Here is a 24,319-nt window from a genome sequence, read left to right as displayed (position 1 = left end):
CCCTCCTCAATACCAAAGTCCGGGCATTGCACCCCAATAATGGAGCTCGTATTCTCGCGCCGACCGGTCCTGCTCCTCGACGCTGTTGACCAGTGCGTTTGCAGGCCTCCGCGCGTTGCGCCGGAAGCGGGCGATCGCAAACTTCAGCCAGAAATGGAAATCAAGCTTCATGCGAACCTCCTGTCAGGAATCGGCAGGCTGGGGAATGAACGAATGACGTTGCGCATTGGCGAGAAGATCGCGCAGCGATGCGCTCGGCCCGTAGAGCATCAGCAGGCGGTTCTCCTCGCGCTTGGCCAACCGATATCGGCGAGCAAATTCAAAGACGCTCCAGATTTGCTCGCTTGATCCCTGCGGGCCTGCATCATCCATCGCTGCCTCCTGAGAACGAAGTTCGTGGCGCGCCTTATTCGGCTGCCGCTACTGCCGGTCTTGCCTCTGGAAAGAAGGCCGACAATTCACCGACCACTTCACCGATGCGGTTCGAAAGCGCATCGGATGAAACCGCGTAATCCGCAAAATCACGGTCGGACGCATAGACGGCCGTCGGCAGCGTATGAGCCATGAAGAAACCGAACAGCGGCCGAAGCTGATGCTCGACCATCAAGGCATGCCGGTCGCCGCCACCGGTCGCCGTAATGATGATCGGCTTCGCGCGGAGCTCCTGCGGGTCGATCAGATCGATGAGGTGCTTGAAAAGACCGGGATAGGAGCCCTTGTAAGTCGGCGAACCGATAATCAGCACATCGGCCCTTACGATCTCGTCGACGACACGCCTGGCCTGCTCGTCGAGGTCCTTGCGCCACAAGGCGCGACCCAGCGACGGACCGAGATCGTGCAGATCATAGGTTTTGCTCGAAAAGCCGTATCTGATGCTGGCGCGTTCGGCGACATGCCGGACAAGAGCCAGTGTCTTCGATGGGCGGTTGAAGCTGCCGGCAATGCCGACGAGTTTGAAACCTGACATGGTTTTTCCTCTCTGTGGTTGCTTCAAATATTGTCTATAAAATTACTGGATTAAAGGAATGTGCGTCTCTCGTTCGGCGCTCGATTGAAAAAACATTCGTCTTGACGTTTACGGTCTGTCGCCGCGGAGATGGCGTTCGAGGAAGGGCAGATTGTCCTGACCCCAATAGAGCTCACCGTCATAGACATAGCTGGGAAAACCGAAGACGCCGCTGTCGCGCGCATGCACGCGGTCTGCCGACCATTTGTTCTGGACGTCGTCATCGGCTTGGCGTCTGAGAAGCGCCGCGCCATCGAAACCTGCTGCTGTCACGATCGCCTCGCGAACATCAGCCTTGCCGATATCCCTCGCTTCGCTCCAGAAAGCATGCTGCAGGGCCCTGCTAACGCCAATCCAATCCTGCCCGTCGAGATAGGCAGCGATCACAAAGAGAGATGCCGGCGTCGGATCGCTGAGCTCCGGCCGATGTTCCAGCCGCAATTCCTTGCCACGCACGCGCGCCCAGCGTTTGAGGTCGCGCGTCCAATATGCGCGGCGGATCTCCGGGCGGTTGCGCGAGAAGATGCCGCCATTCTCCTCGACCACGGTCGTCAGATAGGGCGTGACGACGACGTCGTTCTTCGCCGCCAGGTCGGTAAAGGCGTCAAAGCCGATGTGGGACCAGGGCGAGCCGATCGAAAAGAAATATTCCACCGATTTGGTCACTGACGAATGTTCCTCCTGAGATGATGGTTTGATGGCAAATGGGTGACGTCGTCTGCCGACGGCCCTTCAGGAAGCGGCCCGAATTTCCGGCTGCGCTTTCCATCCGAGCTCCGGGGCGATTCTTGTCGCGAAGTCGTGGAGGATCTGGCGATATTCCTCGTGCTCGAACTCGTAAGGAAGCTCCAGCCGCAGCTCGCTGACCTCGGGCAAGATCGGATCGGCGAAAAGCCGCTCAAGAATCTCTTCCGACGTGCCAACGATATCGCGGGCGAACAAGGTGCACCGCTCGCCCTGCGGCGAACGCGTCCGTTCATGACGGCCGTCGGCATAATCGCGGTAGCGCCGGCGGGTTGCCGCATCGGCGCTGTCGTAAGGCACGATGACGCGGCCGAGCGCGACGCGGCGCTGGGTTCCCGAGTCGCGATAGGTTTTAATCAGACCGGATTGGGCAACAAAGAAATCGTCGGTCCCCTCCCCCGTTATCACATTGCCGGTCAACAGATTGAAACCATTGCGGCCGGCCCATGCCGCCGAGCGCTGTGACCCGCCGCCATACCAGATCCGGTCGATCAGGCCCTTGGCATAGGGCTGCAGACGCGGCCGCTGCGGGCCGAAGGGCGTCTTGATGAAGGTCTCGTCGTCGCCGAGATAGTTGCCGCGCAGATTGTCGGCAAAGCGCAGCACGCGTGCATGCGAGAAATCGTAACTGGTCCAGTCGCCGTCGAAGGCGAGCGGGGCAATCAGTTCGGCATGCAGCGGCCGGCCGGCGCTGACGCCGATATTCAGCCGTCCGCGTGAGAGAATATCGACAGTCGCGAGGTCCTCGGCCAACCGGTAGGGACTTTCATAGCCGATCGGAATGACCGCCGTTCCGAGCTCGATCCGGCTGGTGCGCTGGGTGGCCGCCGCCAGAAAGGCGCTGGCGGACGAGATCCCCGGCTCCAGGTGCCGCTGGCGGACCCAGGCGCTGTCGAAGCCGAGTGCCTCGCCATAATGCAGCTGCTGGAGCGTCTGCTCCAATCCCGACAAGGGATCGTCGTCGGAATAGTTGCCGGGGGTGAGGAAGCCGATATGGCTGATGGATATATTGCCGCCGCTCATGACCTGCTTCCTGCAATCAATATTTCGGCAGGCCGGGCGGATTGGTCTCGGATGCCGGCAAGGCTTCCTCGGAAAGGTGCCAGTGAGCGAGAATCCTGGCATAGGTGCCGTCCTTGATCAGGCCATTGGTGGCGATAGTCAGCGCATCGGCGAGCCCGCTTCCCTTGCGGGTGGCGATGGCGACGTCCGAACGATCCGGCCAGCCGGCGCTCAGCGTGCCCACCCGCTTGATATTCTTGTCGCGCGCCGCGATGAAGACGAGCTGCGCGTGCGGCTGGACGATGACATCGGCCCGGCCGGAACGCAGCGCCAGAAGGCTCGCCGCCTCGTCGTCGTAATATTGCAGCTCGATCGGCTTCAGGCCCGCGGCAACATCCTCTTCGCTCCACTTGACCAGGATACGCTCCTGGTTGGTGCCGGCGCCGACGATGATCCTCAGGCCCGCCGCATCCTTCGGCTCCCTGATCGAGGTGATGGGACTATCGGCTTTCACGAAGACACCGTGCAGGCCCTGGCGATAGGTGGAGAAATCGAACTTCTCCTTGCGTTGCTCGGTCACGCCGACATTGGAGATGACGGCATCATATTTGCCCGATGTGAGGCCGAGCGGCCAGTCGATCCAGGCGACCGGCACGATCTCCAGCGTCAGGCCGAGGCTGTCGGCGATGGCATAGGCGTAATCGGGATCGGCGCCGACCACGGTTTTGGCGTCGGTGGCATAGGTCGCAAGCGGCGGGCCGCCGGGGCTGACGGCGATGGTGAACTTGCCTGGTGTGACGAACTTGAAATCCTTGGGGATCGCGGCGATCGCCGCATCGTTCCTGGCGGCATGAAGCCTGCCCGGCTGCTGCGGGCTCAGGTCAAAATCATCGGCCGCATGGGCTGCACTGAGGCCAGTCAAGGCTGCCGTCAGCGCCGCGAAGAAAAAGCTGCGGATATCAAGAAAATTCGCCACGTTCGATATGTCTCCGTTTGCAGTGAAAGGCAGGGACGGACCAGCTCGAACGGCCGCCCGTCCCGTAAATATTACGAACCGCTCTTCGGCAGGCCGGGCGGGTTGGTCTGGGCCTTGTCGATCGCCTCGGGACCGAGATTCCAGGTGTCGAGGATCTTCTTGTAGGCGCCGCTGGCGATCAGGTCGTTGACGACATCGGTTACGGGCGCCGCCAGACCGCTGCCCTTGCGTGTGGTGACGGCGATCTCGGCGGTGATCGGCCAGCCGCCGCTGACGGTGCCGACAAGTTTGGTCTTGCCGTTGATGCCCGCCGCATAGGCTTGGGTGGCGTTGACGCTGAAGACGGCGTCGGCCCTGCCGGACTGGACGGCGAGGTCCTTCACCGCATCGTCGTCATAATACTGCACCTCGATCGGCTTGAGGCCGGCCGCAACATTCTGCCGGTCCCATTCCAGCAGGATCTTCTCCTGGTTGGTGCCGGCATCGGTAATGACCTTCAGGCCGGCAATATCCTTCGGCTCCTTGATCGATGTGATCGGGTTGTCGGCCCTGACGTAGAAGCCGAGCTCATCCTTGCGGTAGGTCGAGAAATCGAACTTTTGCTTGCGCTCTTCCGTCACCGTGACGTTCGAGATCACCGCATCGAACTTGCCGGAGGTGAGCCCCAGCGGCCAATCGGCCCAGGCGACGGAAACGAGGTTGAGCTTCAGGCCAAGGCTGTCGGCAATGGCCTGGGCGAGATCGACGTCATAACCGATGACCGTCTTGGAATCGGAGGCATAGTCGTGCAGCGGCAGATTACCGCCGGAACTGATGCCGACGGTGAAGACACCGTTCTCGACGAACTTGAAGTCCTTGATTTCAGCGATGCGCTTCTCGCTCTTTTCCACCCGCAGCCGGTTCGGCTGTTCGGGGCTAAGATCGAACTTCTGCTGCGCCTCAGCGGAACCGAAACCGATCGCGCCGATAGTGACGGCTCCCGCTATCAGAAGCCTTACCCTATCTGTAAATGCCATGCCCCTTCTCCATTTCGTCTTACGGTTGTGATTATTGTCATTCGACCGGAGCAGCCCGTCGCGGCCCGGCTTTTCACCAGCGCTGTCCGCGCTAGAGAACCTTGGCAAGGAATTCGCGGGTTCGCGGGTGTTCCGCTTGCGTGAAAATCCGGGCCGGCGGACCGGCCTCCAGAATGCGGCCGCTTTCCATGAAGACCACCGTATCGGCAACTTCGCGGGCAAAGCCGATTTCATGGGTGACGATGACGAGCGTCGTTCCGGTGCGGGCGAGTTCCTTGATTACGTCGAGCACCTCGCCGACGAGTTCCGGATCGAGTGCGGAGGTCGGCTCGTCGAAGAGCAGAACCTTGGGGCGGAGCGCTAAGGCCCGGGCGATCGCGACGCGCTGCTGCTGGCCGCCGGAGAGCTGGCGCGGATAGGCATTGATCTTGTCGCTGAGACCGACACGCGCCAGCAGTTCCTGCGCCAGCTGCACGGCGTCCTCGCGGCCGGCGTCACGGACCTCGATCGGCGCCTCGATGAGGTTTTCGAGCACGGTCAGATGCGGGAAGAGATTGAAGCTCTGGAAGACCATGCCGATATCGGCGCGGCGTTTGAGGATATCCTTCTCCTTGAGCTCGTAGAGTGTATCGCCCTTCCTGCTATAGCCGACGAAATCGCCGTCGATGGAGATGAAGCCGTCGTCGACACGCTCCAGATGATTGATTGACCGCAGCAACGTCGACTTTCCCGAACCGGAGGGACCAAGAATGGCGGTCACGCTGCCGGCCGGCAGATTGAGCTCGACATCGTCGAGCACCTTCAGCGAGCCGAAGCTTTTCGAGATGCCGTGGATGCGCACCGCACCGCCTGCCCGCAGAGCCCCCGCATCATGGAAACCGAGATTGCGCGCTTTGTCGGCCGCGCTATCGAGAACCGGCAGCGGGCGGCGAAGGCGTTCGAAAAATGCCTGGAAAGGCAGCGGTGCCGGATTGCGCACGGCGCCCCTGGAGAAATAGCGCTCGATATAGTGCTGGGCGACCGACAGCACGGTCATGATGATCAGATACCAGACCGTTGCGACCATCAGCAGCGGAATGACTTCGAGATTGCGGCGGTAGATTACCTGGACGGTGTAGAAGAGTTCCGGCAGCGCCAGCACATAGACGACGGACGTGCTTTTCGCCAAACCGATGAGTTCGTTGAAGCCGGTCGGCAGGATCGAGCGCATGGCCTGCGGCAGCACGATGCGGAAGGCCTGGCGGCGGCGCGGCAGGCCGAGTGCGGCTGCGGCCTCCAGCTGCCCATGATCCACCGACAGAATGCCGCCGCGGACGATCTCGGCGAAGAAGGCCGACTGGTTGAGCGTGAGGCCGAGATAGGCAGCGGCGAAGGGCGTCAGCAGCTGTACGGTGGGATAGTCGAACAAGACCGTGTCGGTGAACGGGACGCCGATCCTGACCGTTTCGTAGAGATAGCCGAGATTGTTCAATATCAACAGCAGCACGATCATGGGGATCGAGCGCAGCAGCCAGATATAGCCCCAGGAAAGGCCCGATAGCAGCGGCGACCTGGAGACACGGGCAAGCGCCAGGGCTGTTCCGAGGATCGAGCCCGATATGGCGGCAAGCGCGGTCAGGAGCAACGTCCTGCCGAGGCCGACGAGCACCGGTTCGGCGAAGAACCATTCGGCAAAGACGTTCCAACCCCAGCGCGGGTTGGTAAAGGTGGAATAGAGAACGGCGACGATGACGACGGCCGCGAATATCGTGCCCGCCAGCCGTTCGGGATGGCGCGCCGGCACGATGCGGTAACGGGAATGATCCTGCTTCGGGTCTGCCGTTCTGCTACCGGGCTCGATGCCCGCGAAATCCGTCGTCAGTGCCATTCTTGCTTCCCTTTTATGGTTATCGTCGTGTCGCTTTCAGAGATGTGCGCCGGCCACGCGCAGGCGCGGTTCGGCCGCCTCGGTTCCGAAGACCGGCGGTACGAGATGGGTGATGTCCTTCTCGAAGGGCAGGCTCTTGTAGATCTCGGGATCGGCTTCCGTGTCGAAGAGAGCGGTGTAGCCGTCGTTCAGATAGAGGCCGACGGCCTCGGGCTGGCGGAAACCGGTCGTCAGATAGATCCGCGTATAACCTTGGCGGGCCGCCTGAGCCTCCAGCTCCACCAGCAGCTTGCGGGCAAGGCCCTGGCGGCGAAGATCCACGCGTGTCCAGATGCGTTTGAACTCGGCCGTGCGATCGTCGTAATGCTTGAAGGCGCCGCCGCCGATGGTTTCGCCATTGCGGATCAGCAGCAGAAAATTACCCTGAGGCGGCGCAAAGGCTTCGGGGGGATAACGGTTCAGCTCGGCCGCGGCGCCTTCGGCATTGAAATAGGTGCCGTAGCGGCTGTCATATTCGTGAATCAATTCATCGATCAGCGGCTTGGCGCGGGGATCGAGGGGGCTCGTATAGAGAAACGTATCGCTCATATCGTTCGTCACCCGTTGTCATCAGTGAGGAAGGTTTCGGCGAGCCGCACCCAGTAGCGGGCGGCCGGCGCGATGATCGCATCGTTGAAATCGTAATGGGCGCTGTGGAGGGGCGCGCTGTCGCCATTGCCGACGAAGAGGTAGCTGCCCGGATTGGCCTGCAGCATGAAGGCGAAATCCTCGCTCGCGGTCCGCGGCCGGAAATCCTTCTCGATCGCCGCGAGACCGAGCGCGTCATAGGCGACATCCCGGGCAAACGCGGTTTCCTTGGGATGATTGACCAGCGCCGGAAAACCGAGCCGGTAGTTCACATCCGCCGCCGCGCCGAAGCTTTCGGCCTGGGCACGGGCAAGGGCTGGAATGCGCTCCTGCAGCAGCTGGCGAACCGTCTCGCTGAAGGCCCGCATGGTGAGCTTCATCTCCACGCTCTCGGGGATGACGTTCGAGGCGGAGCCGGCATGGATCGAGCCGACGGTGGCGACCGCCATGTCCTGCGGATCGACATTGCGCGAGACGACGCTTTGCAGCGCGGTGATGAAGGAGGCGGAAGCCAGCACCGGATCGACGGCGCGGTGCGGCTCGGCGCCGTGGCCGCCCTTGCCGATGATCTTGACGATCGCCTGGTCGACGGAGGCCATGGCCGGACCGGCGACGAAACCGAATTGACCCGTCGGCACACCCGGCCAGTTGTGTAAACCGAAGACCGCATCGACGGGAAACCGTTCGAACAGGCCTTCGGCGATCATCTTGCGGGCGCCGGCGCCGATTTCCTCGGCGGGCTGGAAGATCAGCCTGAGCGTGCCGCTGAAATTGCCGTTTTCGGCGAGATAGCGGGCGGCGGCCAGCAGGATCGATGTATGACCGTCATGGCCGCAGGCATGCATGACGCCGGGATTGCTGCTGGCATAGGCAAGGTCGGTCGCCTCTTCGATCGGCAGCGCGTCCATATCCGCCCGGATGCCGATCCGCTTCCTGCCCTCGCCACGCCTGAGGGTGGCGACGATGCCGGTGCCGGCAATGCCCGTCGCCACCTCGTAGCCCCAGGAGGAAAGGCGGGATGCCACGAGCTTGCTGGTCCTGAGCTCCTGAAAGGCCAGCTCGGGATATTGATGCAGGTCGTGGCGAAGCGCGATGATCTCGTCGAGATAGGCGGCGATGCCCGTCTCGATCGGATCGTTGCTGCGCGTGTTCAGAGCGATGGTGTCCATGGCGGTTCGCCGGCGCCTCAGGCGCCGACAGCCCTCCCCTGCTCGACCTGGTCGGCACTGACCGCATACCGGCTTTCTCGGAAGGGCAGGCCCAGATGATCCCGCAGCGTCTCGCCCTTCAGGACCGGATCGAAATAGCCGCGCTCGGTCAGGATCGGCAGAACGTGCTCAGCGAAATCGTCGAAGCCTTCGGCGATGACGGGGAAGCCGAGAATGAAGCCGTCGGCGGCGCCATGATCCACCCAGCGGATGATCTCATCGGCAATATGCTCCGCAGTGCCGATGAAAGCCGTGCGCGGCGTCGCGGAATCGAGCGCGACCTGGCGGAGCGTCAGCCCCTTCTCGCGCGCCGTCCTCTTGATGCGGTCGGTGGTGGCGCGGAAATTGTTCCTGCCGATATCGCCAATGTCAGGAAAAGCCTCATCGAGCGGGTAGACGCTGAAATCATGATGATCGAAGAAGCGGCCGAGATAGAGGAGCGCCTCCTCGATCGTGACGAGATTGCGGATCGCCTGGTACTTGGCTTCCGCTTCCTCGGACGTCTTGCCGACGATCGGGCCGATGCCGGGATAGATGCCGACTTCCGCCGCGGGGCGTCCCTGAGCAATGACACTGTCCTTGAGCTGCCGATAGAAGCCTCGAGCCTCTTCGAACGGTCCGCCATTGGTGAAGACAGCATCGGCATGTTTGCCGGCGAGCCTGATGCCGGAATCCGAAGCGCCCGCCTGGAAGACAACGGGCTGGCCCTGCTTCGAGCGGCCGATGTTGAGCGGCCCTTCGATACGGAAGAAGCGACCCTTATGGTTGAGGCGATGCATCTTCGCCTTGTCGACAAAGACGCCGGTCTCGCGATTGCGCACGAAAGCATCGTCGTCCCAGGAATCCCAGAGACCCTTGATCGCGTCGATATAGTCCTCAGCAATCTCGTAGCGCAGCTCGTGCTCGGGATGTTCACGGCTGTAATTTCTGCCAGAACCCTCGAGCGGCGAGGTTACGGCATTCCACCCTGCCCTGCCGCCGCTGATGAGATCGATCGAAGCGAACTGCCGGGCAATGGTGAAGGGATCGCTGTAGGAGGTCGAGACCGTGCCGACGAGGCCGATCTTCGAAGTGGAGGCTGCCAGCGCCGAGAGAATGGCGATCGGTTCGAACCGGTTGAGGAAATGCGGGATCGACTGCTCATTGATATAAAGCCCGTCGGCGACGAAGGCGAAAGCGATGCCGGCCGCCTCCGCCTTGCGCGCCGTCGTCACGAAGAAATCGAAATTGACGCTGGCATCGGCCGGTCCGCTTGGATGCTTCCAGGCATTCATATGACCGCCCGGACCCTGCAGCATGATGCCGAACGTGACGTGTTTCTGAGCCATGGGATCGATCTCCTTGAAAAGGTCAGGCGACGAGGGAAAGCCGCTCGGCGGCGAGCAGCTCGATGGAGGCAAGGCGGTCAGCGGTTGAAAGCGCCGGCGTGTCGAGCACGAATTCCATGACGCCGTAACGGCGATGGAGCTCGTCCAATTCCTTGCGGATCTGCTGTGCCGTGCCGTGCAGAACGCTCGGGACCTTCTCCTCGATGCGGTAATCGGTGACGCCGGCCTGGCGGGCAAATTCGGCAGCCTGCTCCGCGCTGCCGACATTGACGGTCTGCCCGCTCGGCAGGAACACTTTGACGATGCGCAGCTTGCCGACGCGCTCGCGGGCATAATCCTCGTTTTCGGCGGCAAAGGCTGCGAGCGCCAGGATCGGCCGCTTGCCGCCCGATGCCCGCTCATAGGCCTCGAAGGTTCTGCGCAGATTGTCAGGATCACCATTCAGGTGACCGGCAAAGACCAGTTCCCAGCCCTTCTCGGCCGCCAGTTCGGCGCTTTCGACGCTGGCGCCGAGTAAGAAGCGCTCCGGAGCCGTCGGCGGGAAAGGGGTCGCCTGCGCACCGTCGTAATTCGGATCGGCGGCGAGATAGACGTTGAGATCGGAAAGCTGGCTTGCAAAATCCGGCTTCCTGGACGGATCGACGCCAAGCTGCAGGGCGCGTGTCGACAACGGAAAGCCGCCCGGCGCCTTGCCGACGCCGAGATCGACGCGGCCAGGCGCGAGCGATGCCAGAAGATTGAAGGTCTCGGCAACCTTATAGGCGCTATAGTGCTGCAGCATGACGCCGCCGGAGCCGACACGGATCTTTGAGGTCCTGGCGAGGAGGTAGGCGATCAGCGCCTCCGGCGCCGAGCTCGCCAGATTGGACATACTGTGATGTTCGGCGACCCAGAAACGGTGATAACCGAGTTCCTCGGCTCGGGCGGCAATCTTCACCGTTGCCCGCAACGCATCCGCAGCAGTGAAACCCTGTTCGATCGGGCTTTTGTCGAGAAGGCTGAGGAGATAGGTCATGAGATCACGATCCGATCGCTGGTTGCAAAGTTTAATCTATAAAATCAGTAGACAAACTTCATTATAAGAAATGACATTCTCTTTCGCGGAGGTTGTGTGAAAAAAAGCGGCCGCGCCTCAACCGGCAAAGGCTCCTTTCAATCGGCCATTCGGTGATCTATCTTTTGGTCGAAAGGGAGCGACCGCATGAGGCTGTCAGAACAGGTGAAACCCATCAGCTATCTCAAGGCGCATGCGCCGGAGATCATCCGGACACTGAAGGACAATCCGGAGCCGGTCGTCATTACTCTTCACGGCGAGGCGAAAGCTATTCTGCAGGACGTCGGCCAATACGAGGAAACACAAGAGACCCTGGCGCTCCTGAAAGTTCTGGCGCTGACCAACCGGCAAGTCGAGGAGGGTAAGTTGCACCCTGCTGCCGAATCCTTCGCACGCATCCGAAAACGTCTGGCCGACAGCCAATCCTGATGTCGTACCATGTTCTTTTCGCCGAGGAGGCGGAACGCGACATCGAGGATCTCTATCGTTTCACCGCCCGTCGCGACGGCGCCGAGACAGCCGAGCGTATTCTGACGGAAATCGAAAGCACATGTACCGATCTCGCAGAATTCCCTGCCCGTGGAAATAATCCAAAAGAGCTTACGAGCATCGGCCTCACCGGATATCGGGAGCTGCACCACAAGCCCCGGCGCATGATCTATCGCATCATAGGCACCGACGTCGTCGTTTACTGCGTTGCCGATGGGCGCCGCGACGTGCAGGCTTTCCTGGAGCGAAGGCTGATCCGCTGACATTCGGCAAATCAAGCTGCAGCGGCACCAACCCTCGCACCTTATCCAGTTTTTCGGCCGGCCGGCGCATTTGCCCGCAAGAGCGCCATCAGCATCGGGCCGATCGCGAACTCTCCCTTTTCACTTCGCCGCGTCAGGTCGCGGAGGTAACCACCGGCCGAATTGATATGGCCGCCGCGCTCAAGGATGCATGCCATCACCGTCGCGGCATTTTCCGGTCCCATTGCGTTTGCGGCCTCCTCGTAGGCTGACGGACTGACGCCGAGCATCGATCGAACGGTCACGGCCGCGGCCATCAGATCGCGCCAGCTGCGGATTTCGCCATTCGCCCCGTAGGCAAGGATTTCCGGGCAGGCCTGCAGAACCAGGCCGAGCGGGAAGGATTTCAGCCCGCCGGCATCATCGCGCGCGCCCGGTCGTCGACCTTGCCTCTCCTCCTGCCTGCCCGGATGGGCAATCTCACGCCTCCCCTCTTCCAGCGTCACGGCCCCTCGCCCATTGTCTTGCTCCGGCATCGCGCCCTGCTTCGTTTCGAAGCTTGGTTCAAGTTCAGAAGTGGATTCGGGATTTGAATTCTGTATGTGACGCTCGATATAATCGGCATTGCCGCGCTGTTTTGTCGATTTAACTCGAATTTCCAGCCGGTTAAGGATATCCGCCCTGAGCGCCGTCAATGCGTCCAGCAATTGTTCGAGCTGTGTCGTCGTTGGCGACCGGGGCAGCCCCTCGACCAGATCCCGAAACTCCCGGTACAGGCCCTGCCAATCCCCCTGAACGTCTTCTTCGACAGCCGCTTCGATCAGCTTGGCGATATCGCGGCGGCAAAGCGTAATGCGTTCGCGCAGACGCTGAACATGCAGCCGCTCCGCCATCACCTCGGCGGCCAGCTGTTCAATCTCCTCGGCGCGGGCAAGCAGCGGCGCCAGCGAGAAGCCGAAAGCGTCGTTGACCTCCCCTGCCCTGTCTCTGCGGACATATCGCTTGCCGTTAGGGCTGTCCTTGCGCAGCAGAAGCCCCGCCTCGACGAGTGCTGCAAGATGCCGCCGCACGGTCTGTTCGGCCATGCCATGCGTTCTGAGCGACAGCTGGATATTCGACGGGAATACGATCAAGCCGTTTTCCTGAGCCAGCTCGTTCTTCGGATAAAAGCTCAAGAGCGCATTGAGCACGGCAAGCGCGCGATCGCTGATGCCGAGCAGCGGCTTTGCTTCGCACAGCGTACGAAACAGCTTCCATTTGTCGACCGACTGATCAGGCTTGATCTCACCTGCCATCACCTGGCTTGCGAGCATGCCAAGCGTCATCGACCGCCGCCCGAAGGGCGTCGTTATACTTCCGGTTTCCATCTCTTCCACCTCGACGAGGCAAAAGAAATCCGCTCGCCAAAACGGCGCCAAAAACTCTTGACAGCGATTCTCGGAAGTGCGATTCTCGGAGGTGTTCAAGACTACGAGGAAAGCTTCCGTGACGGTGACGTTCGGGGGCTTTTTTCTTTTGCGGGTTATCTCCTATCCGAATTGTCAGCTGACAATCGGTCTAACTGCCTCATTTTCCCTCATTTTCCTCTTCGAACTCGGCGGCGAGGCCAACCAACCGCTGAGCCAGGAATTCTGAAAACGCCGCCGATTTGACGGTGATGCGAAAGGTTTTCCCGGACTGGGTCACCGAAGCAAGTTGCGTGCCGCCTTGGGTGCGAAGCGTTTGCTCGGCTCGCTGCGGTGCGCTCTTTTCCTCCAGCGCCTTCCAGATGGCGTCGAAGCGGCTATTGCTCTCCAGCGTTTGGAAAGCGGCCGCACCAATTGCGGCCCGCGCCTTCTTCTGCCCGCCGGCCTCCCTGAATTTCTCGGCAAAGGCCAACCAGCGCGGCCGTCCGACTTTGGGCGCCGGCCCGATGGCAAGAATGATCTCGGGATCGATCGTCTGCGCCACCTGCAGCAGCCTTGACGTTTCCGGCTTGTCCGTCGCCAGCGCCTGAGCAATCATGTCGCGGCTGAAGCCGTGTTCATCCATGCGCCGCGCAAACAGCGCCCGTTCGATAAAGCTTAAGTCGACGCGCGGGCCGTTTTCCTGACCCTGTGCGACGATCAGTTCTTCGTCCGTCAGCTTGCGCACCACAGCCTTGATGGGAACCCCGATCTCGGCAGCCGCACGCAGACGCCGGTGACCGTAGGCAGCCTGGTAATGCCCGGCCGTTACCGGATCCGGCCGCACCAGGATCGGAACCTGCTGTCCGCTTTCCTGGATCGACTGCTTCAACCGCTCGAATTCGGGGTCCTTGTCGACCGGGATGCGGTCGCGGATAAAGGACATCTCGACGGCAGCCGGATCGATCTCCAGCACCCTGTCGCCGGAGGCAAGCGATTCGCGCAGCGCCTTGGCGGCTGCCGCTTCCTCACCCAATCGTCCGAGCGACAGGTTCATCGCCTTGACCGCGCCCGAGGGCCGATGCGGCGGCGGCGCGCCCGGCGCCTCCGGGCGTGCCGGCTCCACGGCGCCGACCATGCTCTTCAGGATATCGCGACCTTTTGGGCTCATGTCCTGCTCCATGCACTGCGAATGAGTTGCTCGACCTCGGCATTGACATTGTCGACGGATTCGACGCCGCGGTCGTAGGTCTGGCGATGCATCGTCTCGCGTCCCGCCTCGTAGATCGTCTGCTTGGACAGGCCCGCATCCGAAACCGCCGTCGATTTGACCATCATCGAGGTCAGCACGCGCTCGCCGAACAGGCTGCGCAGGAAGGCGACGATCTGGGCCTGCGGACCGTCATTGGCCTCATAACGGGTGACCAGATAGCGCATCCAGTCATAATCGAGGTTGCCGCCTGCCTGCTTGACCACGGCCAGAAGGTCGGAGGTCATCGTCAGGAACTGGTTCATCGAGGCTACGTCGAGCATTTGCGGATGAACGGTAATCAGCACAGCGGTGGCGGCGCACAGAGCCGACAGCGTCAGAAAGCCGAGGGTAGGGGGGCAATCGATGATGACGACGTCGTAGCTCTGCTCCAGCGAATGCAGCGCATTGCCGACCCGCATGAAGAACATGTCCTTGTCGTCGCGGTTGGTATCGGCCAGCGCCTTTGGAGTGTCGTGTTCGAACTCGTGCAGCTCGAGATTGCCGGGGATGAGATCCAGACCGGGGAAATAGGTCTGGCGGACAATGTCGGCGACGTCGCGGCGCGTCTCGTCATACTTGATGGCGCCGTAAAGCGTCTCGTTTTCGCCGACGTCGAATTCCGGCTGATAGCCGAGCATCGCCGACATCGACGCCTGCGGATCGAGGTCGACGGCAAGGACGCGGTAGCCGCGAAGCGCCAGGAACTGCGCCAGATGGATGGATGTCGTCGTCTTGCCGGAGCCACCCTTGAAATTGGTAACGGCGATCACCTGGAGATGGTCGCCCGGCCGGCGCATCGGCAGATAGGAAGGCTTGGTGCGTCCGAGATGCTGGCGCATCGCATGAATTTCTTCGAGCGAGAACACCCGGCGGCCGGCGGCCGTCTTTTCGGGATTGATGCTTTCCACCTGGGCGGCGAGGTGGCGAACATAGCTGTCGGTGACGCCAAGCAGCTTGGCGGTCTCGGTGCTGCTGAATCGCCGCAGCGATTTACGGGCATCGGGCGAAAATAACCGCTCGAACAGCACCTGCAACTGGCTGCTGAGCATCGTCGAGTCCTGCGCAATCGTCTCGTCGATCGAGACCTGACTCGCTCTCTTGGCTTTCTCAACAATCGCGGCCTTGGTCGGCATTCACGCAAATCCTGATAAATCGGGTAATTTTGCGCAAATGATCGTGAGTCTGGTGATTCCGTCAAGCGATTTCTTGGTTAGCCAATCAATAACAAACCGGATTCGACGAAAAAATCATGTGGAATTCCGGAATCTTAGCGAAATTGTCAGCTGACAATGACGCCGGGACCGCATCCGCCGAAGCCGACCGAACTGCCAAACGTCATTGCCGGCTCATCGCGGACTGCTTCGTCGCTCGGCACGGCCCGGCTGAGGATGCCGCTTCTCACTTATAGACAGACGAACGGTATAGGCTTTCGGCCTCCAACCCGCGGACGGGTTCATTGCCGGAGGACTTGTCATTTGCGTCTTGGGCTTCGGGATCGCGGCGTGACGGGGCAAGGCCGAGCATTTGTTCAAGACGACCGGCATTGAGCGGAGCGCTTATTCCCTTGAAGTTCATCTTCCATCTTTCGTCTGCGTATGGGCTTGCGAGGAGCCACAGAGATAAGCGCAATTTGAACCTGCGGAGAACTGCCCGCCGGCGTTATCACCATCTTTTCGATTCAAAGTCGGAAAGGGGAGGGAAGGGGAGGAAGAGCGCACCTGCAATACAGGGGCAGGATTGTCCCGGACAAAGATGACAAAAGCTCCTGCTAGGCGAATCAGGTGCCGATGGATATGCTCGGCGGCAATAGACCGGGTGACTGATTGCCATTCTCCCAGCCCAACCGATCCGCATTCCGCTACGAACGAACCGTCTCTAGCGGAACTTATGGACGGCTTCACTTCCGTCTGCCAAATTCCTCTTTATTTACCGACTATTTACCATAAGCCTTTGCTGCCGCGTGTGCGCCAGCAATGGCGCGCGGACAGATGGTCAGCCGCTATCGCGCGTTCATCCCTTCGCGATTGGTAAAATGAGCATTGCCCAGGCCCGTGCCGATGGTCAGCACCGCCCATCGCGACACGTCGTGCATGAAGGGGATCTGCGACAATCCCTGCACGACGGCGTCGTTGTGCATCATCACGAATGTGCTGTGGTCGCCGATCTCGGGAATGGCCTTTATCAGCGCGGCGGGGAGATTGAAGCTGTCGCTTTCCCAATTCCCGCCCGGCAGATTCTGCCCACCGCGTTCGATCGAGCCGTCGGCCTTGATGATGCCGGGACAGCCGATCCCGATAATCGGCGCCGGTTTCAGATTGGCTTTTTCGGCCTTGTCGATCAGCCCCTGCAACATCGCCGCCAGCTTCTCTATCGTCGCACTGCGGCTCGGTTCGTCGTTGGCATGGCGCCAGATGACCGATTCCCAGACGCGGGCATCCGAAAAATGCGGCGTTTTTTCCTTTCCGAATTCGACGACGCCGGCGCGGACGTTGGTGCCGCCGATATCGACGGCCAGCATCGTCTCGTAGCCTTTGAACATCCAGGGCGGCATGAGATGCACGGCGCCGATCAGTCCCGCCTCGTCCGGATGGTGGACGATCGGCACGACCTCGATATTGATGCCCGCCGCCTTGAGAAGAACCATGGTCCTGGCGATCGTCAGCTCCCCGAAGCGGCTTTGCCTGAAGCCGCCGCCGACGACGATGCGCTCGGTCTTGCCCCAACGCTTGTCCTTCAGAAATTTTCCGATCACCTCGGCAAAGTCCTGCGCGAAATCCTCCACCGCACCCATGACCAGTGCGGCGGCCTCCATATCGTCTCCCTTCAGCAGAGCCTCGATCTTTTTCTTGGAGAGCTTTGCCGTTGCAACCTTGCCGATCGGATCGTCTCCGAACTTGCGGACATGTTTTCTCCAATCATCGAGCTTCTGCTGAAAGGTTTCCTTGTTGGCGTTGTCGCCGACGAAACCGTTCTTGTCGCGCAGTTCGTTGTTGTAGTCGTCGATGGTCACCAGCGGCAGAACAGCCGCACCATGCGCCAACGGCGCATTGACCTCCTCGCTATGCTTGGAACTGCTTTTGGCCATCAATGTACCTTTTACGGCGGGAGTGCTTGTACGGGCGGCCAGATAAAACGCCGATTGGCCTTCGGATGTTCCGGAGTCTGAATCTCACCTTGCCCTCGTCGGCCGGCGACCTAGCTTCAATGATTGCAGAGTTTGGAGAAGACCGTGCAGGACGACACCGCCACACAGGAAATGCTTTCATTGGTTTTGGACGAGCCAGAGCGCTGGGCAATGTTTCTCGACATCGACGGAACGCTGCTCAATCTCGCGCCCACGCCGGATGCGATCGAAGTCCCGGAGGCTCTTCCCGGACAGCTTCACCGCCTGTCGAACAAGCTCGGCGGCGCCCTGGCGCTGGTGACCGGACGGTCGCTTGCCTATGCGGACGCGCTGTTCAAACCCTTTGCATTCCCGACAGCGGGCCTGCATGGCGCCGAGATCAGAAGTGCCGCCGGAATGCATACGCTTGAGGCGACACCCGAGTTTCAGGCTCTGAAACATGCCCTGACCGCCGAAGCCGAGCACTATCCGGGCGTGCTGATCGAGGACAAGGGTGCCGCCGTTGCCGCCCATTACCGGCTCGCGCCCGAATATGAAAAAGTGCTCGAAGAGCGCATGCATCACTATGCCAAGGTCGCCGGGCCGAACTGGGCGCTGCAGCTCGGCAAGATGGTCTTCGAGCTGCGGCCGGCACGCTCAAGCAAGGGTGATGCGTTGGAGCGTTTTTTTCAGTCCGACCCGTTCAAGGACCGCTGCCCGATCACCATCGGCGATGATCTGACCGACGAGTCGATGTTTGCGATCGCCAATGCACGCGGCGGCGTTTCCGTACGCGTCGGGGCGATCGGCGCTCCGAGCTGCGCCACAAGCCGGCTGTCTTCGGCTGCGCTGGTCAGGAACGTCATCGCCGCCCTGGCCGCCTGACATAGGTCTTTGGGCGATCTCCGATGCGGATTGTCGTCGTCTTTGCACCGCCTGCGCCGCGTCAACCATCAAAAAAGTATCGGTTTTGACCGTGAATCGTGGTGGCAGGCGCGAAACGAGATCACTACACTCCGCTCAACAATAAAGCCAAAAAGGGAATTTGGCGGGTGGGCTTGGAACCCGTCCTCGGAGGAGGAAACGATGGAACCTGACTTGGAAGTCGTTCAGATCCGTCCGGGCGAATCTTTCGCGACGAAGGCGCACGGTTATCCCTATCATACGGTTCGCTGGCATTTTCATCCGGAATACGAGCTGCATCTCGTCGTGGCGACAACCGGTCGATATTTCGTCGGCGATTTCATCGGGGAGTTCGAACCGGGCAATCTCGTGCTTGCCGGCCCCAATCTTCCCCACAACTGGATCAGCGACGTCCCGAAGGGATCGAGCATTCCGCTTCGATGCCAGCTCATTCAGTTCAGCGAAAATTTCATCAGCGACACGATGAAGGTGCTGGCCGAACTCGGCCCCTTCGAGCCGGTCCTCGAAGCGTCCCGCCGCGGGGTGCTCTTCGGCGCCGAGACCAGCCGGCAGGTCGCGCCGCTGATGAACGAGGTGCAGCAGGCGCAGGGCGTGCGTCGCATCGAGCTCTTCATGATGATCGTCGGCCTGCTCAGCCGGGCGCAGGATGCCCAGCTTCTCGCCAGCCCAAGCTATCTGCCCGATCCATCCGGCTACATGTCGGCCGGCATCAACACGGCACTCGCCTATATCAGGGAGAACCTGACGAAATCCTTCGACGAAGCCGATCTTGCCGGGATTGCCGGACAGTCCACCGGCGCCTTTTCGCGCGCCTTCCGCCGCCACACCGGCATGTCGCTCGTGCAATATGTGAAACGCCTGCGCATCAACCTCGCCTGTCAGATCCTGATGAGCGACGATCACGCATCGATCACCGATATCTGCTTCGAGGTCGGTTTCAACAATCTATCCAATTTCAACCGCCAGTTCCTCGCGGAAAAGGGCATGACGCCCTCCCGCTTCCGACGATTGCTGGGCGACAATATCAACGTGGTCAAGGCGGCTTAAGGGCGCCGGGCGAGCACGGTTCCGGGTAATAGGAAGCAACCATCCGCCGAAGAAGGCGATAGGGAGGACGGGAGGAGGGACAAAACTGACACTGGTTTGAACGCGAACACGCGATGAGCGGTTCGCGAGAGCAGGCGCTTGTTCTCAAAAAACTGCAAACCGCCGGGACAGGCGAGGCGCTCGTTTAGAGAACACCGCAACGACGAAACTACACAAGTTTTCCAATGGGAGGAGATGGAAATGATGAAATTCTCGACAAAAGCGGCAGGCGCGGCAACACTTGTCCTGTCATTGCTCGGCAGTGCTTCCGCCTTCGCGCAAAGCGCCGTTGCGGATGCGACGGTGGCATTCCTCATGCCCGACCAGGGCTCGACCCGTTACGAAGAGCATGACCATCCGGGCTTCGTCGCGGAGATGAAAAAGCTCTGCGCCTCATGCAAGGTGATCTATCAGAATGCCGATGCCGATATCGCCAAACAGCAGCAGCAGTTCAACTCGGCCATCACGCAGGGCGCCAAGGTCATCGTGCTCGACCCGGTGGATTCGGCAGCGGCCGCCTCTCTCGTTCAGCTCGCCCAAAGCCAGGGTGTCAAGGTCATCGCCTATGACCGCCCGATCCCCAAGGGCAAGGCCGATTTCTACGTCTCCTTCGACAACAAGGCGATCGGCAAGGCAATCGCGGAATCGCTCGTCCAGCATCTGAAGGCCAAGAATGTGCCGACCGATGGCGGCGGCATCCTGCAGATCAATGGTTCACCCACCGATGCGGCCGCCGGGCTGATCAAGGACGGCATTCACGAGGGTCTTGCCAGCGGCGGCTACAAGACGCTTGCCGAATTCGACACGCCGAACTGGCAGCCGGCGAACGCGCAGCAATGGGCGGCCGGCCAGATCACCCGCTTCGGTAAGCAGATCGTCGGCGTCGTCGCCGCCAATGACGGCACCGGCGGCGGCGCCATCGCCGCCTTCAAGGCAGCCGGCGTCGATCCCGTGCCGCCGGTGACCGGCAATGACGCGACGATCGCCGCGCTGCAGCTGATCATATCGGGGGATCAGTACAACACGATCTCCAAGCCGAGCGAAATCGTCGCAGCGGCTGCGGCAGACGTCGCCGTCAAGCTTTTGGCAGGAGAAACGATCAAGGCCGAAATGACGCTTTACGACACACCGGCGCAGCTCTTCGTCCCTGCCGTCGTCACCGCTGAAAACCTCAAGGCCGAGATCATCGACAAGAAGATCAACACCGCCGAGGAACTCTGCACCGGCCGCTATGCCGACGGCTGCAAGAAGCTCGGCATCACCAAGTAATCGAGCCAAGGGAAGGCGCGGCCGGATCGCCGGCCGCGCTTCCGGTTTTCGCTTCTTCTGAAAGGCCAGGCGATGTCCGACACCTCTCCTATACTTGACGGCTCCCGCCAGCCCGTTCTCAGCCTGCGCGGAATCTCGAAGAACTTCGGGGCGGTGTCTGCGCTTACCGATATCGAACTCGACGTGCATGCCGGCGAGGTCGTGGCGCTCGTCGGCGACAACGGCGCCGGCAAATCGACGCTGGTCAAGATCCTGGCCGGCGTCCACCAGCCGAGCTCGGGCACGATCCTGTTCGAGGGCAAACAGGCGGACCTGTCGAGCCCGAGTGCCGCCCTCGACCTCGGCATCGCAACCGTCTTCCAGGATTTGGCCCTTTGCGAAAATCTCGACGTCGTCGCCAATATCTTTCTCGGCAAGGAGCTCAATCCCTTCCAGCTCGACGAGGTTGCCATGGAGATCCGCGCCTGGAAGCTTCTGAACGAGCTTTCGGCCCGAATCCCCAGCGTACGCGAGCCCGTCGCCTCGCTCTCCGGCGGACAGCGCCAGACGGTGGCGATCGCGCGGTCGCTGCTGCTCGAGCCGAAACTGATCATGCTCGACGAACCCACGGCAGCACTTGGTGTCGCCCAGACCGCCGAAGTGCTTGACCTGATCGAGCGCGTGCGTGAACGCGGCCTCGCCGTCATCATGATCAGCCACAATATGGAGGATGTGCGCGCGGTCGCCGACCGCATCGTTGTCCTTCGGCTCGGACGCAACAACGGCACCTTCATGCCCGATGCCTCCAATGAAGAGCTCGTCAGCGCGATCACCGGCGCATCCAACAATTCCGTCTCCCGCCGCGCCACGCGCCGCAAGGCGCAAAGCCGAGAGAACGAGGAGGGCAGGGCATGATGAAGACCTTGCAGAATGAACCGGCGGCACCCGCCCTTCTCGACCGGCGCGACGAAAGAGTGCGCCATGACGATAGTCTTGCCGGCTCGATCCGCGCCTTTTGGGATCGCATCCGTTCCGGCGACCTCGGCTCGCTGCCGGTCATTGTCGGCCTGGTAATCATCTGGACGGTGTTCCAGGCGCTCAATCCCGTGTTTCTCTCCAGCGCCAATCTCGTCAACATGCTGTTCGACTGCTCAACGGTCGGCGTCATCTCGCTCGGTATCGTCTGCATCCTGATGGTGGGTGAGATCGATCTTTCCGTTGGCTCGGTCAGCGGCTTCGCCTCGGCGCTGGTCGGCGTCTTCTGGGTCAATCAGGGCTGGCCGGTGGTGCTCGCGGTCCTCGCCGCGATGATCGTCGGCGCCCTGATCGGCTCGCTCTACGCCTTCCTGTTCAACCGCTTCGGCATGCCGAGCTTCGTCTCCACCCTGTCGGGCCTGCTCGCGGTTCTCGGCCTGCAGCTCTATATTCTGGGAGCGACCGGCTCGATCAATCTCCCCTATGGCTCCTGGCTGGTGAATTTCGGTCAGATCATGGTCATGCCGGATCCGGTCGCCTATCTGCTGGTGGCGCTTGCCGGCATTGCCTTCTTCTTCGCCAGCTACCGCACATCGGCGCGCCGGCGGGCAGCCGGCCTGTCGTCGAAATCGACCGGCGGATTGCTTCTGCGTGCCGTCGTCATCACCGTCGCCCTGGAAGCGGTTGCTTTCTACCTCAACCAGTCGCGCGGCATTCCCTGGATGTTCGGCCTCTTTGTCGGCCTCGTCGCCGCGATGAACTATGCGCTGACGCGCACCAAATGGGGACGCTCCATGCAAGCCGTCGGCGGCAACAGGGAGGCCGCCCGCCGCTCGGGCATCAATGTGTCGCGCATCTATGCGAGCGCCTTCGTCACCTGCGCCCTGCTTGCGGCAACCGGCGGCGTGCTTTCGGCCGCGCGGCTCGCAACCGCAAGCCAGCAGGCCGGCACCGGCGACGTCAATCTCAACGCCATTGCCGCAGCGGTCATCGGCGGCACGAGCCTGTTCGGCGGGCGGGGCAGTGCCTACTCGGCGCTTCTCGGCATCATCGTCATCCAGTCGATCGCCAGCGGGCTGACGCTTCTCGATCTGTCATCGTCGCTTCGATACATGATCACCGGCGCCGTCCTCGCCGTCGCCGTCATCGTCGACTCGCTGGCACGCCGATCGCGGATTTCGCACGGTCGCGCCTAAACAACTTGAGAAAACAGAGGAAGAAAATGGGACAGGATCTGTCTGGAAAAGTCGCGGCCGTCACCGGAGCGGCATCGGGCATCGGCCTGGAATGCGCCAAGGCCTTGCTAGCCGCCGGCGCTCGGGTCGTGCTGGTCGATCGCAATGAGGAGGCCTTAAAGGAAATCTGCTCGACGCTTGGCGCCAATGCCATTCCGCTGGTCATCGATCTCACCGACCCGGAAGGCGTGGCGCGGATGATGCCTGAGATCCTGGCGAAGGCGGGCCAACTGGATATTTTCCACGCCAATGCCGGCTCCTATATCGGCGGCGAGGTGCTTGGCGGCGATCCCGACGCCTGGGACCGGATGCTCAATCTGAACATCAACGCCGCATTCCGTTCGGTGCATGCCGTCTTGCCGCATATGGTCGAGCGCAAGACCGGGGATATCATCCTGACGAGCTCCGTCGCCGGTCTGGTTCCCGTGGTATGGGAGCCGATCTACACAGCCTCCAAACATGCGGTGCAGGCCTTCGTCCATACGCTGCGGCGGCAGGTGGCGAAGCATGGCCTGCGCGTCGGGGCGGTCGCGCCAGGCCCCGTGGTCACCGCTCTTTTGAGCGATTGGCCGCAGGAGAAGCTAGATGAGGCACTTGCCGCGGGCGGCTTGATGGAGCCGAAGGAAGTGGCCGAAGCGGTGCTCTTCATGCTGACGCGCCCGCGCAACGTCACGATCCGCGATCTCGTCATCCTGCCACAGAGTACCGACATCTGATGAGCGCTCGCCGCTTTCCCAAAATCAGAAAGGGACCACCATGATCTTCGATAGATTTCGCCTGGACGGGCAGGTGGCGCTGGTAACCGGCGGCACGCGCGGCATCGGGCTTGCGATCGCCGAGGCGCTCGGCGAGGCTGGCGCCAAGGTCCTCATTGCGGGAAGGTCACGCAATGCGGCGGCGGAAGACCGGCTCGCCAAGGCCGGTGTCGATTGCGATTTCATCGCCGCCGACCTGACGAAAGACGATGCCGCCGACGCGCTCGTCACCGAGACGCTCTCACGGACCGGCCGGCTCGACATCCTCGTCAACAATGCCGGCATTGCCATTCATGGCGACAGCGGCGGATTCCCCGATGCCATCTGGCGCGAGATCATGACCGTCAATGTCGACGCCGTCTTCCGCGCCTGCCGCGCCGCACTCGCTCCGATGCGGCGCCAGCGCGGCGGCGCCATCCTCAATATCGGCTCGATCTCGGGCATCGTTTCCAACATTCCGCAGAACCAGGTCGCCTACAACACCTCGAAGGCGGCGGTCCATATGATGACGAAGAGCCTGGCGAGCGAAGTCGCCGCCGAGAACATCCGCGTCAACGCCATCGCCCCCGGCTATATCGAGACCGACCTGTCACGCGGCGGCATCGACAATCCCGACTGGTTCCCGACCTGGCGCAGCATGACCCCGATGGGACGCGTCGGGCAGCCGGAGGAGGTGGCCGGCGCCGCCCTGTTCCTCTGCTCGGCGGCGGCAAGCTATGTCACCGGCGAAGTGCTCGTCATCGACGGCGGTTATACGACGCGGTAAGCCTCGGAGAGGGGAGGGCGGGTTCCCGCCC

General features: G+C 61.5%; 26 protein-coding genes. 9 read left to right on the top strand and 17 right to left on the bottom strand.

Features of this window, described 5'->3' with window-relative positions:
• Positions 1–6 precede the first annotated feature (6 nt).
• The 12 genes from CO671_RS33715 to CO671_RS12370 all read right to left on the bottom strand — a co-directional run bounded on the left by CO671_RS33715 (position 7) and on the right by CO671_RS12370 (position 10,789).
• The gene (locus CO671_RS33715; RefSeq protein WP_170964973.1) at positions 7–171 is read right to left on the bottom strand and encodes a hypothetical protein; all 165 of its coding nucleotides are present in this window, start codon (positions 169–171) and stop codon (positions 7–9) included.
• Positions 172–183: 12 nt separating this feature from the next.
• Positions 184–372 (bottom strand): hypothetical protein, encoded by a 189-nt coding sequence (locus tag CO671_RS12420; protein ID WP_097606165.1) that lies wholly within the window; start codon positions 370–372, stop codon positions 184–186.
• 34 nt (positions 373–406) lie between these two features.
• Positions 407–967 (bottom strand): FMN reductase, encoded by a 561-nt coding sequence (msuE, locus tag CO671_RS12415; protein ID WP_064831891.1) that lies wholly within the window; start codon positions 965–967, stop codon positions 407–409.
• A gap of 108 nt (positions 968–1,075) precedes the next feature.
• Positions 1,076–1,672 carry a DsbA family protein gene (locus CO671_RS12410; RefSeq protein WP_097606164.1) on the bottom strand — a complete coding sequence of 199 codons (597 nt, stop codon included), beginning with the start codon at positions 1,670–1,672 and terminating at the stop codon, positions 1,076–1,078.
• Positions 1,673–1,738: 66 nt separating this feature from the next.
• Positions 1,739–2,773 carry an LLM class flavin-dependent oxidoreductase gene (locus CO671_RS12405; protein ID WP_097606163.1) on the bottom strand — a complete coding sequence of 345 codons (1,035 nt, stop codon included), beginning with the start codon at positions 2,771–2,773 and terminating at the stop codon, positions 1,739–1,741.
• A gap of 16 nt (positions 2,774–2,789) precedes the next feature.
• A complete protein-coding gene (locus CO671_RS12400) occupies positions 2,790–3,728 on the bottom strand; it encodes an ABC transporter substrate-binding protein (protein ID WP_097606162.1) in 939 nt (312 codons plus the stop codon).
• A 71-nt stretch (positions 3,729–3,799) separates the two neighbouring features.
• Positions 3,800–4,744, bottom strand: a complete 945-nt coding sequence (locus CO671_RS12395) for an ABC transporter substrate-binding protein (RefSeq protein WP_097606161.1) — start codon at positions 4,742–4,744, stop codon at positions 3,800–3,802.
• A gap of 91 nt (positions 4,745–4,835) precedes the next feature.
• Complete coding sequence (locus CO671_RS34500) at positions 4,836–6,611, bottom strand: amino acid ABC transporter permease/ATP-binding protein (RefSeq protein WP_097606160.1); 1,776 nt, start codon at positions 6,609–6,611, stop codon at positions 4,836–4,838.
• 36 nt (positions 6,612–6,647) lie between these two features.
• Positions 6,648–7,199 carry a GNAT family N-acetyltransferase gene (locus CO671_RS12385; protein WP_097606314.1) on the bottom strand — a complete coding sequence of 184 codons (552 nt, stop codon included), beginning with the start codon at positions 7,197–7,199 and terminating at the stop codon, positions 6,648–6,650.
• Between the two features lie 8 nt (positions 7,200–7,207).
• Positions 7,208–8,407, bottom strand: a complete 1,200-nt coding sequence (locus CO671_RS12380; RefSeq protein ID WP_097606159.1) for a M20 aminoacylase family protein — start codon at positions 8,405–8,407, stop codon at positions 7,208–7,210.
• A 17-nt stretch (positions 8,408–8,424) separates the two neighbouring features.
• Complete coding sequence (locus CO671_RS12375; protein WP_097606158.1) at positions 8,425–9,774, bottom strand: LLM class flavin-dependent oxidoreductase; 1,350 nt, start codon at positions 9,772–9,774, stop codon at positions 8,425–8,427.
• Between the two features lie 22 nt (positions 9,775–9,796).
• Entirely contained in the window at positions 9,797–10,789 is a 993-nt protein-coding gene (locus CO671_RS12370) for an LLM class flavin-dependent oxidoreductase (protein ID WP_010033486.1), read from the bottom strand.
• A gap of 186 nt (positions 10,790–10,975) precedes the next feature.
• Between CO671_RS12370 and CO671_RS12365 the strand changes: the two genes are divergently transcribed.
• Together CO671_RS12365 and CO671_RS12360 are read left to right on the top strand one after the other, a co-directional pair.
• Positions 10,976–11,257, top strand: a complete 282-nt coding sequence (locus CO671_RS12365) for a type II toxin-antitoxin system Phd/YefM family antitoxin (protein ID WP_010033489.1) — start codon at positions 10,976–10,978, stop codon at positions 11,255–11,257.
• On the top strand, positions 11,257–11,580 hold the full coding sequence (locus tag CO671_RS12360) for a type II toxin-antitoxin system RelE/ParE family toxin (RefSeq protein ID WP_097606157.1): 324 nt from the start codon (positions 11,257–11,259) through the stop codon (positions 11,578–11,580). Before CO671_RS12365 ends, CO671_RS12360 begins: the two co-directional genes overlap by 1 nt.
• A gap of 41 nt (positions 11,581–11,621) precedes the next feature.
• Here the strand turns inward: CO671_RS12360 and repC are convergent, their stop codons facing one another.
• The 5 genes from repC to CO671_RS12340 all read right to left on the bottom strand — a co-directional run bounded on the left by repC (position 11,622) and on the right by CO671_RS12340 (position 17,281).
• Positions 11,622–12,926 carry a plasmid replication protein RepC gene (repC, locus tag CO671_RS12355; RefSeq protein WP_097606156.1) on the bottom strand — a complete coding sequence of 435 codons (1,305 nt, stop codon included), beginning with the start codon at positions 12,924–12,926 and terminating at the stop codon, positions 11,622–11,624.
• A 199-nt stretch (positions 12,927–13,125) separates the two neighbouring features.
• The gene (gene repB, locus CO671_RS12350) at positions 13,126–14,115 is read right to left on the bottom strand and encodes a plasmid partitioning protein RepB (protein ID WP_097606155.1); all 990 of its coding nucleotides are present in this window, start codon (positions 14,113–14,115) and stop codon (positions 13,126–13,128) included.
• Entirely contained in the window at positions 14,112–15,329 is a 1,218-nt protein-coding gene (gene repA, locus CO671_RS12345; RefSeq protein WP_097580800.1) for a plasmid partitioning protein RepA, read from the bottom strand. The genes repB and repA overlap by 4 nt, the downstream gene beginning before the upstream one ends.
• A gap of 265 nt (positions 15,330–15,594) precedes the next feature.
• The gene (locus tag CO671_RS33710) at positions 15,595–15,771 is read right to left on the bottom strand and encodes a hypothetical protein (RefSeq protein ID WP_170964972.1); all 177 of its coding nucleotides are present in this window, start codon (positions 15,769–15,771) and stop codon (positions 15,595–15,597) included.
• A gap of 424 nt (positions 15,772–16,195) precedes the next feature.
• Positions 16,196–17,281: a glucokinase gene (locus CO671_RS12340; protein ID WP_097606154.1), complete on the bottom strand. Its 1,086-nt coding sequence runs from the start codon at positions 17,279–17,281 to the stop codon at positions 16,196–16,198.
• A 123-nt stretch (positions 17,282–17,404) separates the two neighbouring features.
• Between CO671_RS12340 and otsB the strand changes: the two genes are divergently transcribed.
• The 7 genes from otsB to CO671_RS12305 all read left to right on the top strand — a co-directional run bounded on the left by otsB (position 17,405) and on the right by CO671_RS12305 (position 24,288).
• The gene (otsB, locus tag CO671_RS12335) at positions 17,405–18,184 is read left to right on the top strand and encodes a trehalose-phosphatase (protein ID WP_170964793.1); all 780 of its coding nucleotides are present in this window, start codon (positions 17,405–17,407) and stop codon (positions 18,182–18,184) included.
• Positions 18,185–18,385: 201 nt separating this feature from the next.
• Positions 18,386–19,270, top strand: a complete 885-nt coding sequence (locus tag CO671_RS12330) for an AraC family transcriptional regulator (RefSeq protein ID WP_097606153.1) — start codon at positions 18,386–18,388, stop codon at positions 19,268–19,270.
• Between the two features lie 234 nt (positions 19,271–19,504).
• Positions 19,505–20,578: a sugar ABC transporter substrate-binding protein gene (locus CO671_RS12325; protein ID WP_170964971.1), complete on the top strand. Its 1,074-nt coding sequence runs from the start codon at positions 19,505–19,507 to the stop codon at positions 20,576–20,578.
• A gap of 72 nt (positions 20,579–20,650) precedes the next feature.
• Entirely contained in the window at positions 20,651–21,472 is an 822-nt protein-coding gene (locus CO671_RS12320; RefSeq protein ID WP_097606152.1) for an ATP-binding cassette domain-containing protein, read from the top strand.
• Positions 21,469–22,728 (top strand): ABC transporter permease, encoded by a 1,260-nt coding sequence (locus CO671_RS12315; protein ID WP_097606151.1) that lies wholly within the window; start codon positions 21,469–21,471, stop codon positions 22,726–22,728. The genes CO671_RS12320 and CO671_RS12315 overlap by 4 nt, the downstream gene beginning before the upstream one ends.
• A gap of 26 nt (positions 22,729–22,754) precedes the next feature.
• A complete protein-coding gene (locus CO671_RS12310; protein WP_097606150.1) occupies positions 22,755–23,483 on the top strand; it encodes an SDR family oxidoreductase in 729 nt (242 codons plus the stop codon).
• Between the two features lie 40 nt (positions 23,484–23,523).
• A complete protein-coding gene (locus tag CO671_RS12305; RefSeq protein ID WP_097606149.1) occupies positions 23,524–24,288 on the top strand; it encodes an SDR family NAD(P)-dependent oxidoreductase in 765 nt (254 codons plus the stop codon).
• Positions 24,289–24,319: the final 31 nt, after the last annotated feature.

Source organism: Rhizobium sp. M10, assembly GCF_002531955.1.
Classification (GTDB): domain Bacteria; phylum Pseudomonadota; class Alphaproteobacteria; order Rhizobiales; family Rhizobiaceae; genus Rhizobium; species Rhizobium etli_C.
The sequence above is the reverse complement of the archived record's forward strand: the minus strand, read 5'-3'. Positions and strand labels throughout refer to the sequence as shown.